The sequence below is a fragment of the Mycobacterium sp. GA-1285 genome (genome assembly GCF_001499905.1).
In the GTDB taxonomy this organism is placed as follows: domain Bacteria; phylum Actinomycetota; class Actinomycetes; order Mycobacteriales; family Mycobacteriaceae; genus Mycobacterium.
On record NZ_LQIS01000015.1, the window covers coordinates 81,629 to 95,805 of the forward strand.

Below are 14,177 nucleotides of genomic sequence, written 5' to 3' on the forward strand. Positions count from 1 at the left end.
TTCACGCCGAGGTCGCCACGGCCGGCAGCTCGTCGGCCAACAACGCCAGCATCGGGGAGCATCCGTTGTCGACCTTGACCGTCGCCAGCGCATCGCCGCGGGTGGGACCGCGATTGATGATCGCGATCGGCATGCCGGCCGCCGCGGCATGGCGCACGAACCGGTAACCCGAATACACCGTCAGCGACGACCCGGCGACCAGCAGAGCGTCTGCCGCGTCGAGCATCGAATAGCATTGGGCAACACGCTCTTTCGAGACATTCTCGCCGAAGTAGACGATGTCGGGTTTGAGCATCCCGCCGCAACGGGGGCAGTCGACGACGCGGAACGATGTGGTTTCACCGACGACGGCATCGGCGTCCGGGGCGACCGCGATGCCGCCCACGGACTGCGCGACCCGCTGAGCGAACTCCGGGTTGGCCGCCTCCAGCAGATCGGCCAGGGCGGCGCGAGTCATCGTGTGCGCACAGCCCAGACAGATGACCTCCGCATAGGTGCCGTGCAGGTTGACGACGTTGTCGCTACCCGCCTTGGTGTGCAGCAGATCGACGTTCTGAGTGATGAGGCCCGATACCACGCCCACCGCCTCGAGCGTCGCAAGGGCCCGGTGGCCGGCGTTGGGGAGCGTTTCGTCCATGTGCCGCCAGCCGAGGTGGTTGCGCGCCCAGTATCGCTGCCGGAACACGGGGTCAGAGGTGAACTGGCGGATCGTCATCGGGTTGCTCGGCGGCGAGTCCGGCCCCCGGTAGTCCGGAATCCCGGAATCGGTGGACATACCCGCACCGGTGAGCACGGCGATCCGCCGGCCGCGCAGCAGGGCGACGAGTTCGGGTGCGTCCACCTGATCGAGAGTAGGCGCTTCCCGGCGACTCAACGTCACACCGGTGCTTAGCTGGTTCATCGCCTGCACCACCTGCGTGCGATCAACCGCTTAGCGCATGGGTCGCACGCGTGGATTCACTCCTGAGTCGGACAGGCTTCCACGGGCACGAGCATGGTGATGTCCCCGGATTTCTCGAAGCGGAATGTCACGTCGACGCTGTGCGCAGGCTGGACGCTGTCTTTGGTCCCTTCCAGCGTCACCGTGAACGGGCGACCCTGTGCGACGGGTTGTCCGGCGGCGATCGAGGTGCCGGCAGCCACCTCGATAGGCGGGTCCGGAGCGATACGGACGCTGTCGGCGGCTGGTGTGGAAATACCCTCAAGCCGTTCGGTTTCCACCGGCCGGTTGTTGGTGACAGTGAACCGCAGCTCCGCCGAACTCCCGACCTGAATGGCGCACGATCCGGGTAGATAGCGAGGCACCACAAACGCGTTCTCGACAGTCGTCTCCGTGGTCTCCGATCCGGACCCACGGTTGCTCGACTCGCCAGTGGTATCGCTGCCGCAGCCGGCCAGCACTAACACCGCAAGCAACACCGGCGCCGTGGCAGTGGATGCACACCGTCTTGATCTCATACCGAAGCAGGCCTACCCACGCACCGCAGCGTCAAACGCCTGATCGGCTCTGGCGCCGACATCTGTCAGCAGTGTGAACCTACGTGTGACCGCTCTCGGTTCGGACCGCGGGCTTCGAGTAGAACGGCATCCGGTCCGATCATTGCAAACACTTTGCCGCGGGCGTGATCTCGGCGCTCATGTTGCTTTTCATCATGGTCAGTGCCGCATCGCTGAGTTCCGGGTCGATGTGGGCGACGGCATCCGGCGGGACGACGACCGGGAAGTGCCGGACATAGGCGTCCAGCGCCGTGTAGAGGATGCATTGCTCGGTGACCTGACCGGTGAGGATGACCCGCTCGGGCTTCAACTGCCCCAGCAGGTATGCCAGCGCCGTGGCGTAGAAGGCGCTGTGGCGGACCTTCGTCATCAGACGGCAGCCGTCCTGCGGGACGATCGGCTCGATCAGGTCCGGCCGCTCGCCCTGCAGCGCCGACTGCACGATGTCGCTGAACTGGGCGCTGAAATCACCGTAGTTGTCGTTGACGTAGATGAGGTCGACGTCGTCGCGGTCACGGGCTTCGGCGACGAGCCCCGCGAGGGGATCGATGATCTCGGCGACGTGTGGGGCCAGCTTCTCGGCGTCGGGGTGGCGGTAGGTGTTCATCATGTCGATGACCAGCACTGCGGTGTCACTCATGGGGACTTGCATACCCCGTTCCGATTTCGGGCAACAATGAGGCATGGATTTCTACTCGGCGTACCGGCACGGCTTCGTCCGCGTCGCCGCATGCACGCACCACACGGCGCTTGCCGACCCGCAAGCCAATGCCGAGTCGGTGCTGCGTATGGCGCGCGCCTGCCATGACGACAGCGTCGCGCTCGCGGTCTTTCCGGAGCTGACGCTGTCCGGCTACTCCCTCGAGGACATCGTGATGCAGGACGCGCTGCTGGACGCGGTGGAGGACGCGGTGCTCGACATCGTCGTCGCCTCCGCCGACCTGATGCCGGTGCTGGTGATCGGCGCTCCGCTGCGTTATCGGCACCGGATCTACAACACGGCCGTCGTGATCCATCGCGGACGCGTGCTCGGCGTGGTGCCGAAGTCCTATCTGCCGACGTATCGCGAGTTCTATGAGCGACGGCAGATGGCCCCCGGCGACGATGTGCGTGGCGCGATCCGGATGGGTCAGCGAGCGGACGTGCCGTTCGGCCCCGATCTGTTGTTCACCGCGACCGACGTGCCCGGATTCGTGTTGCACGTCGAGATCTGCGAGGACATGTTCGTGCCGATCCCGCCGAGCGCGTCAGCGGCACTGGCCGGTGCGACGGTGTTGGCGAACCTTTCCGGTAGCCCGATCACGATCGGACGCTCAGAAGACCGCTGCCTGCTGGCCCGCTCCGCGTCGGCACGCTGCCTAGCCGCCTATGTGTACGCCGCGGCAGGGGAGGGCGAGTCGACGACCGACCTCGCCTGGGACGGTCAGACGATGATCTGGGAGAACGGCGAATGCCTGGCGCAGTCCGAGCGCTTCCCCAAGGGCGAACGCCGATCGGTGGCCGACGTCGACTTGGAATTGCTGCGCTCCGAACGCATCCGCATGGGCACCTTCGACGACAACCGCAGGCACCACGCCGCGTCGACGGATACCTACCGGCGCGTGGAGTTCCAGCTCGATCCGCCGTCCGGCGACGTGGGCCTGCTCCGCCACATCGAGCGGTTCCCGTTCGTCCCATCGGATCCTGAACGGCTGGAACAGGATTGCTACGAGGCCTACAGCATCCAGGTGGCCGGACTCGAACAGCGACTGCGGGCCCTGGACTTCCCCAAGATCGTGCTCGGACTGTCCGGAGGGCTGGACTCGACGCATGCCCTGATCGTCGCGGCGCGGGCGATGGACCGCGAACAGCGTCCGCGCAGCGACATTCTCGCGTTCACCATGCCCGGATTCGCGACCGGTGAGAGGACCAAGGGCAACGCCCTGCGGTTGGCCGATGCGCTGGGCGTGACGTTCACCGAACTCGACATCAGTTCGACGGCGGAGTTGATGCTCAAGAACATCGACCACCCGTTCGGTCGCGGGGAGAAGGTCTACGACGTCACATTCGAGAACGTGCAGGCGGGGCTGCGCACCGATTATCTGTTCCGCCTGGCCAACCAGCGCGGAGGAATCGTGTTGGGCACCGGCGACCTGTCGGAGCTCGCGCTCGGATGGTCGACTTACGGCGTGGGCGACCAGATGTCGCACTACAACGTCAACGGCGGCGTTCCGAAGACGTTGATCCAGCACCTAATCCGCTGGGTGATCTCGTCGGGGCAGTTCGACGACAGGGTCAACGAGGTGCTGCAGTCGGTACTCGACACCGAGATCTCGCCGGAGCTTGTACCGGCGGGCGAGGACGAGGAGATCCAGAGCAGCGAGTCGAAGGTCGGACCCTATGTCTTGCAAGACTTTTCGCTGTTTCAGGTGCTGCGCTTCGGATTCCGGCCCTCGAAGGTCGCGTTTTTGGCCTGGCACGCCTGGAGCGATCCGCAGCGCGGCGAGTGGCCGACCGGATATCCCGAATCCAAGCGACCGTCGTACTCGCTCAAGGAGATCCGGCACTGGCTGCAGGTGTTCGCCCAACGGTACTATTCTTTCGCCCAGTTCAAGCGGTCGGCGGTGCCGAACGGCCCGAAGGTGTCGCACGGCGGTTCGCTCTCGCCGCGCGGTGACTGGCGAGCGCCGTCGGATATGTCCGCCCGCACCTGGCTCGACGAGATCGAGCGCGAGATTCCCGAGGACTAGCGGCAACGGGTGCCCGCTGATGCCATGGAAACTGGTCGACCCGGTGCGGCGCTTCTGTTGCCAACTGCGCCAACCGAATCCGAACGCGGCGAACACCACGAACAGGACGCTCGCGATGGTCGGCATGGTCATTCCATTCATGTGCAACAGGGGTCACCCCGCCAGGCGTCGACTCCTTCGCGGACCGCGATCACCGCGATACCGAGCGCGGCGACGGGGTCGGCCCACGACCACCCCAGCAGGCTGTTGAGCAGGAGGCCGGCCAGCAAAATCGCCGACAGATAGGTGCACAGCAGCGTCTGTTTGGAGTCGGCGACCGCAGACGTCGACCCGAACTCGCGGCCGGCACGCCGCTGTGCCAGCGACAACACGGGCATGATCACCAGGCTCGCTGCGGCCAGCACGATGCCGACGAGAGAGGTTGCGGCCTCCCCTCGACCGGTCAATGTCCACAATGCGTCGGTGGCGACGTACGCGGCAAGAGCGAAGAACGAGAACGCGATGAACCGCAGCGCGGTCTTCTCCCTCGTTTCCGGATCGCGTGCGGAGAACTGCCACGCGACGGCCGCGGCGGAGGCGACCTCGACGACCGAATCCAAGCCGAACCCGATCAGCGCCGACGACGACACGCGGGCGCCCTCGGCCAGCGCGACGATCGCCTCGATGACGTTGTAGGTGATTGTGGCCGAGACCAACCAGCGGATCCGGCGCGCCAGGACCGTTTTTCTGGTCGCGTGCGCGGACATCAGCAGCAGGCGTCGTCGGCGGCGTCGGGACAGCAGGCCGGGTCGACCTCGAGCACCAGGCCGACCAGGTCGTCGAGCGCGCGCGCGATCCGCTCGTCGGCGAGTTCATAGCGACTGCGCCGGCCCTCCGGTTGCGCGGTCACCAACCCGCAACCGCGCAGACACGCCAGGTGGTTGGACAGAATCTGGCGCGAGACGCCGATCTTGTCGGCCAGTTCGGAGGGATAGCCGGGGCCGTCGCGCAGGATGAGCAGGATCTCGGCTCGAGTCGGATCCGACAGGGCACAACCGAACCGCGCCAGCGCATCGCTGTGGGTGACCGTCTGCATGCCGCAGATAGTACATCACAAGCTGAACTATTGGGGCGACTTGTACCGGCGCTGAGCGCCGGTGCCGCTCCACAAGTCGCACCTCAGAGGCGCCCGTCGATGCGCAGATCCGGATGCACCCAGTTCGGCGAGCGCCGCTCCTTGAAAGCCATGAAGCCCTCGATCGACTCGGGCGCACCCAGGCTGGCCTGCATACCGATCCGGTCGTAGAGGCCGATGTAGTTGTCCAGGCTGGATTTGACGAGGGTTCTGGCCGCGGGCGCGGTCCGGCAGCACTGCGCCAGGACCTCCCGGGCGGCCTGGGCGAGCTCGTCGTGGGGCACCACCCGCGCCACCATGCCCCAGTCGTGGGCCTCGGCGGCGGTCAGCGTGCGCCCGGTGAACATCAGGTCGCGGGTGCGGACCGGCCCGATGAGCCGTGCCAACATGTGGCTGTAGTAAGTGTCGGCGATCCCGCGGTACAGCTCGGGGACCCGGAACGTGGCCCGCTCGCTGACCACGGCGATGTCGGCGCACAGCGCGATCTGCAACCCACCGCCCTGGCACGACCCGTTCACCGCCGCCACGACGGGTTTGGCGGACTGGCGCAACGTGTCGAACGGCAACGCATCCATCCCCAGCGCGGGCCCGAACGTCATCCAGTTGTCGGCGCCGCCCCCGCCCATGTCCCCGCCGGGCGCGAAGACGTCACCGGTGCCGGTGATCAGCAGTCCGGCGAGCTCGGGGTCGCTCTCGACGTGCTTGACGGCGTACTTGATGCCGAAGTACATCGCGGGCGTCATGGCGTTGCGGGCCTCCGGCCGGTCGAGCCGGCACACCCCGAACGCACCCTCGCGGGTGAACTTCAGGAACGGAGTGCCGAGCCAGTCGCCCTCGGGCGGCCGCGGAGCGTCGGTGGTGCCCGGCTGGGTGGTCGTCATAACTGCCTTTCTGTCGCTCTGTTGGACACAGCGTCGTCGATGGCCTCGGCGTACGGCGCGCAGTCACCCGCTCCCGGCACGAGCGTCGACAGGGCCGCCGCCGCGCACGCTCGGCGCAGGGCCAGTTCGTGGCCGTCGAGCCAGTGTGCGGCCAGCACTCCGGCGAACACGTCACCCGCGCCGGCGGTGTCCACCGCCCGCACCGCCGGGGCGGGGACGCTGAAGCGTTCGCCGTCACCGAGATAGCTCGCACCGCGCGCACCGCGGGTGATCACGAGATGGGGGACCGGCCAGTGCCACGCGCCCGCCTCGGTTTCGTTCACCACGACCACATCGGCCACCTCAGACAAGGCGAGCAGCTCGTGCGGCGGCGCCCCGGCCGGCGAGGCGTTGACGATGACCACCGCACCGGCGGCGGACGCGATCTGCGCGGCGGCGATCGCGGTCGCGATCGGAATCTCGAGCTGCAGCAACACCACGTCGCTGTCGGCGATGACGGCGCGGACATCGGCGGAGTCCACTCCCAGCACGCCGTTCGCGCCCGGCGCGACCACGATCGTGTTCTCCGCCGACGAGTCCACGGTGATGACGGCTGACCCGCTCGGTCCCGGCACGGTGACGACGCCATCGAGGGCGACGCCGTTGGCGCTGAGGTGGCTCCGCAACATCTCGGCCGCCCCGTCGTTTCCGAGCGCGGCGACCAGTCGCACCCTCGCACCCGCCCTGGCCGCCGACACCGCCTGGTTGCCGCCTTTGCCACCGGGGGACATGGACAGACCCGACGCGAGCACGGTCTGACCGGGACGGGGCAGGGTGCGCACGGTGAAGGTCAGATCAGCGTTGACACTGCCGACCACACATACCCGGCTGCAGTCCCGCGGCGCCATGGCTCCCAACGCTAATGCAGGGCCCCTACCTGACACGTGTCGAACGCCCGAACCTCGTTCGATACCCTGGATAAATGAGTGTGGAGGCACCCGTGGGCGCTGTGGGCGTCGACCTGCGCCAGCAGGTGCACGCCGCCGCCCGCCGCCCCCCCGCGGCGGCCCGCGCGCTGGCCATCCTGAGTTCGGAAACCAAGAACCGTGCGCTGAACACCGCCGCCGACCACGTGCTGATGGCGACGGGCCAGATCCTCGCGGCCAACGAGCAGGATCTCGAGGCCGCTCGTGCCGCGGGCACACCCGAGGCGATGCTCGATCGGCTCGCGTTGAACCCGAAGCGGATCGAAGGCATCGCCGACGGCCTGCGCCAGGTGTCCAGGTTGCCCGATCCGCTCGGCGAGGTGCTACAGGGCCGCACGTTGCCCAACGGATTGCAGCTGCGCCAGCTGCGAGTGCCGCTCGGCGTCGTCGGAATCGTCTACGAAGGCCGGCCCAACGTGACGGTCGACGCCTTTGGGTTGACGCTGAAATCGGGCAACGCGGTGCTGCTTCGCGGTAGCTCCTCGGCGGCCAACTCCAACGCCGCCCTGGTGAATGCGCTGCGAGCGGCACTGGCCACCGAACTGCTCGAGGTCGACGCCGTGCAGTTGCTGCCCAGCGCCGACCGCGCCAGCGTGACGCACCTGATCCAGGCCCGTGGGCTCGTCGATGTCGTCATCCCCCGCGGCGGCGCGGGTCTCATCGACGCCGTCGTCCGCGACGCGACCGTGCCGACGATCGAGACCGGTGTCGGCAATTGCCATGTCTACGTGCATGAGTCGGCCGACCTCGACGTCGCCGAACGAATCCTGCTCAACGCCAAGACCCGTCGGCCCAGTGTCTGCAACGCGGCCGAATCGGTCCTGGTCGACGCAGCCATCGCCGAGCGTGCGTTGCCGCGGTTGACCGAGGCGCTGCGGGACGCCGGTGTGACGGTGCACGACAACCCGTCGGACGACGAATTGCGCGCCGAGTTCCTCTCGATGGACATCGCGCTGGCGGTGGTCGACGGCGTCGACGCCGCGATCGCCCACATCAACGAGTACGGCACCGGGCACACCGAAGCCATCGTCGCCACCGATCTGGCTGCCGCGCAACGCTTCACCGACCGCGTCGATGCCGCCGCGGTGATGGTGAACGCGTCGACGGCGTTCACCGACGGCGAGCAGTTCGGGTTCGGCGCCGAGATCGGCATCTCCACCCAGAAGCTGCATGCCCGCGGACCCATGGGTCTGCCCGAACTGACGTCGACCAAATGGATTGTGTGGGGCGACGGTCACACTCGCCCCGCCTGAACAGGAGAACTTTCCGATGAGCGCTTGCGCGAACAGAATCGAAGCCTTGTGAGCGTCCCCGCGCGCCCAGCGCCGCTGTTCGCCGACATCGAGGATGTCGGCAGACGGCTCGCCGAAACCGGCTATCTTCCCGACACCGCAACCGCCACCGCGGTTTTCCTCGCCGATCGGTTGGGCAAGCCGTTGTTGGTGGAAGGGCCCGCCGGAGTCGGCAAGACCGAACTGGCCCGCGCCGTGGCGCAATCGACGGGTTCGGGTCTGGTGCGGTTGCAGTGCTACGAAGGCGTCGACGAGGCCCGCGCCCTGTACGAGTGGAACCACGCCAAGCAGATACTCCGTATTCAAGCGGGACACGGTGATTGGGACAGCACCCGCGACGACGTCTTCTCCGAGGAGTTCCTGCTCTCGCGCCCGCTGCTCACCGCGATCCGGCGCACCGAGCCGACCGTGCTGCTGATCGACGAGACCGACAAGGCCGACATCGAGATCGAAGGCCTACTGCTGGAGGTGCTCTCCGACTTCGCGGTGACCGTGCCGGAGTTGGGCACGATCGTCGCCGAGCGCGCGCCGTTCGTCGTGCTGACCTCCAACGCCACCCGGGAGCTGTCCGAGGCGCTCAAACGTCGGTGTCTGTTCCTACACATCGACTTTCCCGATCCTGACCTGGAACGGCGCATCCTGCTGTCCCGGGTGCCGGAGTTGCCCGAACGGCTCGCCGACGAACTGGTCAAGATCATCGGCGTGCTGCGGGGGATGCAGCTCAAGAAGCTGCCGTCGGTGGCCGAGACGATCGACTGGGGCCGCACGATCCTGGCCCTGGGCCTGGACACGATCGACGATGCGACCATCGCGGCCACCCTCGGGGTCGTGCTGAAACACCAGTCCGACCAGATCAAGGCGTCCGGCGAGCTGAGGCTCAACTGACATGGCCGTCCGACGGACCCGGCCGTCGCAGCCGCTGGCGCCGCACGGCTTGCCCGGTCACCTCGTCGGGTTCGTCGAAGCGCTACGGGCGCAGGGCATTTCGGTAGGTCCGTCGGAGACCGTCGACGCCGGACGGGTCTTGTCGGTGCTGGGGTTGGGCGACCGCGACGCCTTGCGCGAGGGCATCGCGTGCGCGGTGCTGCGCCGCCCCGACCACCGCGACACCTACGACGCGATGTTCGACCTGTGGTTCCCCGCCGCGCTGGGCGCCAGGACGATCCTGGCCGACCTCGAGGACGACGACACCGACACCGACGAGCCGGGCCTGCCGCCCGAAGACCTCGAGGCGATGCGTGCGGCGCTGGTGAAGATGCTGGCCGACAACGAGGACCTGGCCAACCTCGACGAGCGGATGGCCGCGATGATCGCGCAGATCGTCGAGGCGTACGGCCGGTACAACTCCAGTCGGGGCCCGTCGTATTCGTCGTATCAGGCGCTCAAGTCGATGAACCTCGACGACCTCGAGGGCCGGCTGCTCGCCGGTCTGCTGGCGCCCTACGGCGAGGAGCCCACGCCCACCCAGGAGCAGATCGCCAAAGCCCTTGCTGCTCAACGCATCAACCAGCTGCGCAAGATGGTCGAGGCCGAAACCAAACGCCGCACCGCCGAACAGCTGGGTCGCGACCACGTGCAGATGTACGGGGTGCCGCAGCTCACCGAGAACGTGGAGTTTCTCCGGGCCTCCGGTGAGCAGCTGCGCCAGATGCGCAAGGTCGTGCAGCCGCTCGCGCGCACGTTGGCGACCCGGCTGGCCGCGCGACGACGGCGGTCGCGGGCCGGTGAGATCGACCTGCGCAAGACACTGCGCAAATCCATGTCCACCGGCGGGGTGCCGATCGACGTCGTGCTCAAGAAGCCGCATCCTGCGCGGCCCGAGTTGGTGGTTTTGTGCGACGTGTCCGGCTCGGTCGCCGGCTTCAGCCACTTCACGCTGCTGCTCGTGCACGCGCTGCGCCAACAGTTCTCGCGCGTTCGGGTGTTCGCCTTCATCGACACCACCGACGAGGTCACCGAACTGTTCGGTCCCGACGCCGACCTGGCGGTCGCGGTGCAGCGCATCACCCGCGAAGCCGCGGTGTACACCCGCGACGGGCACTCCGACTACGGTCACGCGTTCGTGTCGTTCATGGACAAATGGCCCAACGCGCTGTCGCCGCGCAGCGCGCTGCTGATCCTCGGCGACGGCCGCAACAACTACCGCAACCCGGAGATCGAGTTGCTCGCGCACATGGTCAACTCGAGCAGGCACGCCCACTGGCTCAACCCCGAACCGCGACACCTGTGGGGCAGCGGCGATTCGGCCGTGCCGCGCTACTCCGACGTCATCACCATGCACGAATGCCGGTCGGCCAAGCAACTGGCCTCGGTGATCGACCAGTTGCTGCCGGTCTGACCGGCGCGGGCGCTCCCGTAAGCTGGCTATTCGTGGCTACACGACGCAGGCTCGGCGTGATGGGTGGGACGTTCGACCCCATCCACAACGGCCACCTGGTAGCCGCCAGCGAGGTGGCCGACCTGTTCGGACTCGACGAGGTCGTTTTCGTCCCGACCGGACAGCCGTGGCAGAAGGACCGTGACGTCACCCCCGCCGAGGACCGCTACCTGATGACGGTGATCGCCACCGCCTCCAATCCCCGGTTCAGCGTGAGCCGGGTGGACATCGACCGGGGCGGACCGACGTACACCAAGGACACGCTGCGCGATCTGCATGCGCTAAACCCCGACGCCGACCTCTACTTCATCACCGGCGCTGACGCACTGGCGTCGATCCTGACGTGGCAGAACTGGGAGGACATGTTCGCGATCGCGAGTTTCGTCGGGGTGAGCCGGCCCGGATACGACCTGGACGGCAAGCATGTCGCCGCGGCGATCAAGAATCTGCCCGACGATGCGCTCCGACTGGTCGAGGTGCCCGCGCTGGCGATCTCCTCGACCGACTGCCGCAAGCGCGCCGAGGAGAACCGGCCGATCTGGTACCTGGTGCCGGACGGCGTCGTGCAGTACGTCGCAAAACGCAAACTGTATGCGAGACAACCACTGACGACCCAAGGAAAGCACCAATGAGCGCCTCCGACGAAGCCGTCCACATGGCCACGGTGGCCGCGCAGGCGGCCGCGTCCAAAGTGGCCGACGACGTCGTCGTGATCGACGTTTCAAGCCAACTCGTCATCACCGACTGTTTCGTGATCGCCTCGGCCTCCAACGAACGTCAGGTCAACGCGATCGTCGACGAAGTCGAGGAGAAGATGCGCGTGGCCGGCTACAAACCGGCCCGCCGGGAAGGCGCCCGCGAGGGCCGCTGGACGCTGTTGGACTACGTCGACATCGTGGTGCACATCCAGCATCAGGACGAACGCAACTTTTATGCGCTGGACCGCTTGTGGAAAGACTGCCCGACCATCCCCGTCGATGTCGGCGGGCCGACGGCACAACCAGCCGCGGACGAGGACGGTGCGCCGTGAGGAGGGTCCGGCGGCTGGTCATGCTCCGTCACGGGCAGACCGAGTACAACGCGGGCAGCCGGATGCAGGGTCAACTGGACACGGAATTGACCGATCTGGGCCGTCATCAAGCCGTCGCCGCCGCGGGGGTGCTGGCCAAACGCAGGCCGCTGGCGATCGTCTCGTCCGATCTGCGCCGCGCCCTCGACACCGCCGTCACGCTGGGGGAACATGCGGGGATGCAGGTGATCGTCGACATCCGCCTGCGGGAAACCCACCTCGGCCAGTGGCAGGGCATGACGCATCTGGAGGTCGACGCCGCCGCGCCGGGAGCCCGGCTGGCGTGGCGGGACGACTCGCGGTGGGCGCCGCCGGGCGGTGAGAGCCGCGTCGACGTCGCAGCCCGCAGCAGACCCCTGGTCGATGAGCTCATCGGCGGGCACGCCGAGTGGGGCCTGGATCAGGCCGGCGACGGATCGGACCGACCCGTCGTGCTGGTCGCCCACGGCGGGTTGATCGCGGCGCTGACGGCCTCGCTGCTCGACCTGCCGGTGGACAACTGGCCGATCCTCGGCGGGATGGGCAACGCCAGCTGGGTGCAGCTGTCCGGGCACAGCGCCGTCGACGCCGCGCCTGCCGATATCCGGTGGCGGCTCGACGTGTGGAACGCTTCTGCGCAGGTTGCCGGCGATGTCCTCTGAACGTCAGACCCTGCTGGTCTTCTGTGATTCGCTGTCCTACTACGGGCCGGCCGGAGGCCTTCCTTCCGACGATCCGCGAATCTGGCCCAACATCGTTGCCGCACAACTGGGTTGGGATGTCGAGCTGATCGGACGGATCGGCTGGACATGTCGCGACGTGTGGTGGGCGGCCACCCAGGATCCGCGGGCGTGGGCTGCACTGCCGCGGGCCGGTGCGGTGGTCTTCGCCACGGGCGGGATGGATTCGCTGCCGTCACCGCTGCCGACCGCGCTGCGCGAACTCATCCGCTACGTGCGACCACCGTGGCTACGGCGCTGGGTGCGTGACGGGTACTGCTGGGTGCAGCCGCGGCTGTCGCCGGTGGCGCGGGCGGCACTGCCACCGCACCTGTCCGCGGAGTACCTCGAGATGACCCGCGGCGCCATCGATTTCAACCGCCCCGGAATTCCCGTCGTCGCGTGCCTGCCGTCGGTGCACATCGCCGACACCTACGGCAGGGCCCATCACGGCCGGGACGGGACGGTAAAGGCGCTCACGGAATGGGCTGAGCAGCATGAGGTTCCGCTCGTCGACCTCAAAGCGGCGGTAGGTGAGTACGTCCTGAGCGGACAGGGCAATCCCGATGGGATCCATTGGAACTTCGAAGCCCATCAGGCCGTCGCGGACTCGATGCTCAAGGCGCTCGCCGAAGCCGGCGTGCCATGTCGGTGATCGTGGTGACCGACTCGTCGTCGCGGTTGGCGCCCGACGAGCTGAAACAGTGGGACATCCGCCAGGTTCCATTGCACGTCCTGGTCGATCTGATCGATCTGCGAGACGGGATCGACGAGGTGCCCTACGACATCCACGAGGTGCCGCGCGCCAGCACCGCCGGGGCGGCACCGGCAGACCTCGCTGAGACGTATCGGCAGGCGCTGCGGGACAGCGGCGGCGACGGCGTGGTCGCCGTGCACCTGTCGTCTGCACTGTCGAGCAGTTACAGTTCGGCGGTTCAGGCGGCCCGCGAGTTCGGATCGTCGGTGCGGGTGGTGAACTCGCGTTCGGCGGCGATGGGCGTGGGGTTCACCGCGGTCGCGGCGGCCAAGGCCGCGGCGTCGGGCTCGGACTTGGATTCGGTTGAGGCCGTTGCTCGTTCGGCCGCCCAGCGGACCCACGCCTTCATCGTGGTGCACCGGCTGGACAACCTCCGCCGTAGCGGTCGGATCGGGACGGCGGCGTCGTGGTTGGGTACCGCGCTGTCGCTCAAACCGCTGCTGCGCCTCGATGTCGACGGCCGGCTCGTGCTCGACCAGCGGATCCGGACGATCACCAAGGCGCACGCGGCAATGGTGGACCGCATCGCCGATCTCGTCGGGGAACGCCAGGCGTCGATCGCCGTCCACCATGTCGACAACCACGACGGCGCAGACAAGGTCGGCGCAGCGTTGACCGACCGGCTTCCTCAGCTCGAAGCGCTCAGCGTCACCGACATGGGAGCGGTGCTGTCGATTCATGTCGGGGCCGGCGCGATCGGCGTCGTCGTCCAGCTGGCCGACTAGGGCGTGTCTGACAAATGGGGTAGCCAGAGGGTGATGGCGCGTAGGACTGCTGCGCCGCGGTAGACGATGGCGA

The 14,177-nt window shown here is 67.6% G+C and carries 16 protein-coding genes; 9 read left to right on the plus strand and 7 right to left on the minus strand.

Annotation, left to right across the window (positions count from 1 at the left end):
* Nucleotide 1: 1 nt before the first annotated feature.
* From AU193_RS11595 to AU193_RS11605, 3 genes are all read right to left on the minus strand, one after another.
* The gene (locus AU193_RS11595; protein ID WP_064422519.1) at nucleotides 2-841 is read right to left on the minus strand and encodes an NAD-dependent protein deacetylase; all 840 of its coding nucleotides are present in this window, start codon (nucleotides 839-841) and stop codon (nucleotides 2-4) included.
* Between the two features lie 116 nt (nucleotides 842-957).
* Nucleotides 958-1,419 carry a hypothetical protein gene (locus tag AU193_RS11600; RefSeq protein WP_253867767.1) on the minus strand — a complete coding sequence of 154 codons (462 nt, stop codon included), beginning with the start codon at nucleotides 1,417-1,419 and terminating at the stop codon, nucleotides 958-960.
* A 178-nt stretch (nucleotides 1,420-1,597) separates the two neighbouring features.
* Nucleotides 1,598-2,137 carry a cysteine hydrolase family protein gene (locus AU193_RS11605; RefSeq protein WP_064422521.1) on the minus strand — a complete coding sequence of 180 codons (540 nt, stop codon included), beginning with the start codon at nucleotides 2,135-2,137 and terminating at the stop codon, nucleotides 1,598-1,600.
* Between the two features lie 43 nt (nucleotides 2,138-2,180).
* Between AU193_RS11605 and AU193_RS11610 the strand changes: the two genes are divergently transcribed.
* Complete coding sequence (locus AU193_RS11610) at nucleotides 2,181-4,226, plus strand: NAD(+) synthase (RefSeq protein ID WP_064422522.1); 2,046 nt, start codon at nucleotides 2,181-2,183, stop codon at nucleotides 4,224-4,226.
* A 137-nt stretch (nucleotides 4,227-4,363) separates the two neighbouring features.
* Here the strand turns inward: AU193_RS11610 and AU193_RS11615 are convergent, their stop codons facing one another.
* From AU193_RS11615 to AU193_RS11630, 4 genes are all read right to left on the minus strand, one after another.
* Nucleotides 4,364-4,972, minus strand: a complete 609-nt coding sequence (locus AU193_RS11615) for a cation transporter (protein WP_064422523.1) — start codon at nucleotides 4,970-4,972, stop codon at nucleotides 4,364-4,366.
* Nucleotides 4,972-5,301, minus strand: coding sequence for a helix-turn-helix transcriptional regulator (locus AU193_RS11620; protein ID WP_064422524.1), 330 nt, complete (start codon nucleotides 5,299-5,301; stop codon nucleotides 4,972-4,974). Before AU193_RS11620 ends, AU193_RS11615 begins: the two co-directional genes overlap by 1 nt.
* Before the next feature lie 83 nt (nucleotides 5,302-5,384).
* Nucleotides 5,385-6,221 (minus strand): enoyl-CoA hydratase/isomerase family protein, encoded by an 837-nt coding sequence (locus AU193_RS11625; protein WP_064422525.1) that lies wholly within the window; start codon nucleotides 6,219-6,221, stop codon nucleotides 5,385-5,387.
* Entirely contained in the window at nucleotides 6,218-7,108 is an 891-nt protein-coding gene (locus tag AU193_RS11630; protein WP_064422547.1) for a ribokinase, read from the minus strand. Before AU193_RS11630 ends, AU193_RS11625 begins: the two co-directional genes overlap by 4 nt.
* Before the next feature lie 74 nt (nucleotides 7,109-7,182).
* Here AU193_RS11630 and AU193_RS11635 point away from each other — a divergent pair, with 74 nt between their 5' ends.
* From AU193_RS11635 to AU193_RS11670, 8 genes are read left to right on the plus strand one after another with little or no spacing between them, the layout of a single operon-like run.
* Nucleotides 7,183-8,439, plus strand: a complete 1,257-nt coding sequence (locus AU193_RS11635) for a glutamate-5-semialdehyde dehydrogenase (protein WP_064422526.1) — start codon at nucleotides 7,183-7,185, stop codon at nucleotides 8,437-8,439.
* A 48-nt stretch (nucleotides 8,440-8,487) separates the two neighbouring features.
* Nucleotides 8,488-9,363: a MoxR family ATPase gene (locus AU193_RS11640; RefSeq protein WP_064422527.1), complete on the plus strand. Its 876-nt coding sequence runs from the start codon at nucleotides 8,488-8,490 to the stop codon at nucleotides 9,361-9,363.
* A 1-nt stretch (nucleotide 9,364) separates the two neighbouring features.
* On the plus strand, nucleotides 9,365-10,816 hold the full coding sequence (locus AU193_RS11645; protein ID WP_064422528.1) for a VWA domain-containing protein: 1,452 nt from the start codon (nucleotides 9,365-9,367) through the stop codon (nucleotides 10,814-10,816).
* 32 nt (nucleotides 10,817-10,848) lie between these two features.
* Nucleotides 10,849-11,487, plus strand: coding sequence for a nicotinate-nucleotide adenylyltransferase (nadD, locus tag AU193_RS11650; RefSeq protein ID WP_082682939.1), 639 nt, complete (start codon nucleotides 10,849-10,851; stop codon nucleotides 11,485-11,487).
* Nucleotides 11,484-11,885, plus strand: coding sequence for a ribosome silencing factor (rsfS, locus tag AU193_RS11655; RefSeq protein ID WP_064422530.1), 402 nt, complete (start codon nucleotides 11,484-11,486; stop codon nucleotides 11,883-11,885). Before nadD ends, rsfS begins: the two co-directional genes overlap by 4 nt.
* A 20-nt stretch (nucleotides 11,886-11,905) precedes the next feature.
* Nucleotides 11,906-12,565 carry a glucosyl-3-phosphoglycerate phosphatase gene (gene gpgP, locus AU193_RS11660; RefSeq protein WP_064422548.1) on the plus strand — a complete coding sequence of 220 codons (660 nt, stop codon included), beginning with the start codon at nucleotides 11,906-11,908 and terminating at the stop codon, nucleotides 12,563-12,565.
* On the plus strand, nucleotides 12,555-13,277 hold the full coding sequence (octT, locus tag AU193_RS11665) for a diglucosylglycerate octanoyltransferase (RefSeq protein WP_064422531.1): 723 nt from the start codon (nucleotides 12,555-12,557) through the stop codon (nucleotides 13,275-13,277). The genes gpgP and octT overlap by 11 nt, the downstream gene beginning before the upstream one ends.
* Entirely contained in the window at nucleotides 13,268-14,104 is an 837-nt protein-coding gene (locus tag AU193_RS11670; protein ID WP_064422532.1) for a DegV family protein, read from the plus strand. Before octT ends, AU193_RS11670 begins: the two co-directional genes overlap by 10 nt.
* The last annotated feature ends 73 nt before the right edge of the window (nucleotides 14,105-14,177 follow it).

Excerpts from the sequence above, each read along its gene's own strand:
- AU193_RS11605 (WP_064422521.1), bottom strand. The coding sequence starts at position 2,137 with ATGAGTGACACCGCAGTGCTGGTCATCGACATGATGAACACCTACCGC.
- AU193_RS11610 (WP_064422522.1), top strand. The coding sequence starts at position 2,181 with ATGGATTTCTACTCGGCGTACCGGCACGGCTTCGTCCGCGTCGCCGCA.
- AU193_RS11615 (WP_064422523.1), bottom strand. The coding sequence starts at position 4,972 with ATGTCCGCGCACGCGACCAGAAAAACGGTCCTGGCGCGCCGGATCCGC.
- AU193_RS11620 (WP_064422524.1), bottom strand. The coding sequence starts at position 5,301 with ATGCAGACGGTCACCCACAGCGATGCGCTGGCGCGGTTCGGTTGTGCC.
- AU193_RS11625 (WP_064422525.1), bottom strand. The coding sequence starts at position 6,221 with ATGACGACCACCCAGCCGGGCACCACCGACGCTCCGCGGCCGCCCGAG.
- AU193_RS11630 (WP_064422547.1), bottom strand. The coding sequence starts at position 7,108 with ATGGCGCCGCGGGACTGCAGCCGGGTATGTGTGGTCGGCAGTGTCAAC.
- AU193_RS11635 (WP_064422526.1), top strand. The coding sequence starts at position 7,183 with ATGAGTGTGGAGGCACCCGTGGGCGCTGTGGGCGTCGACCTGCGCCAG.
- AU193_RS11645 (WP_064422528.1), top strand. The coding sequence starts at position 9,365 with ATGGCCGTCCGACGGACCCGGCCGTCGCAGCCGCTGGCGCCGCACGGC.
- rsfS (WP_064422530.1), top strand. The coding sequence starts at position 11,484 with ATGAGCGCCTCCGACGAAGCCGTCCACATGGCCACGGTGGCCGCGCAG.
- gpgP (WP_064422548.1), top strand. The coding sequence starts at position 11,906 with ATGCTCCGTCACGGGCAGACCGAGTACAACGCGGGCAGCCGGATGCAG.
- octT (WP_064422531.1), top strand. The coding sequence starts at position 12,555 with ATGTCCTCTGAACGTCAGACCCTGCTGGTCTTCTGTGATTCGCTGTCC.
- AU193_RS11670 (WP_064422532.1), top strand. The coding sequence starts at position 13,268 with ATGTCGGTGATCGTGGTGACCGACTCGTCGTCGCGGTTGGCGCCCGAC.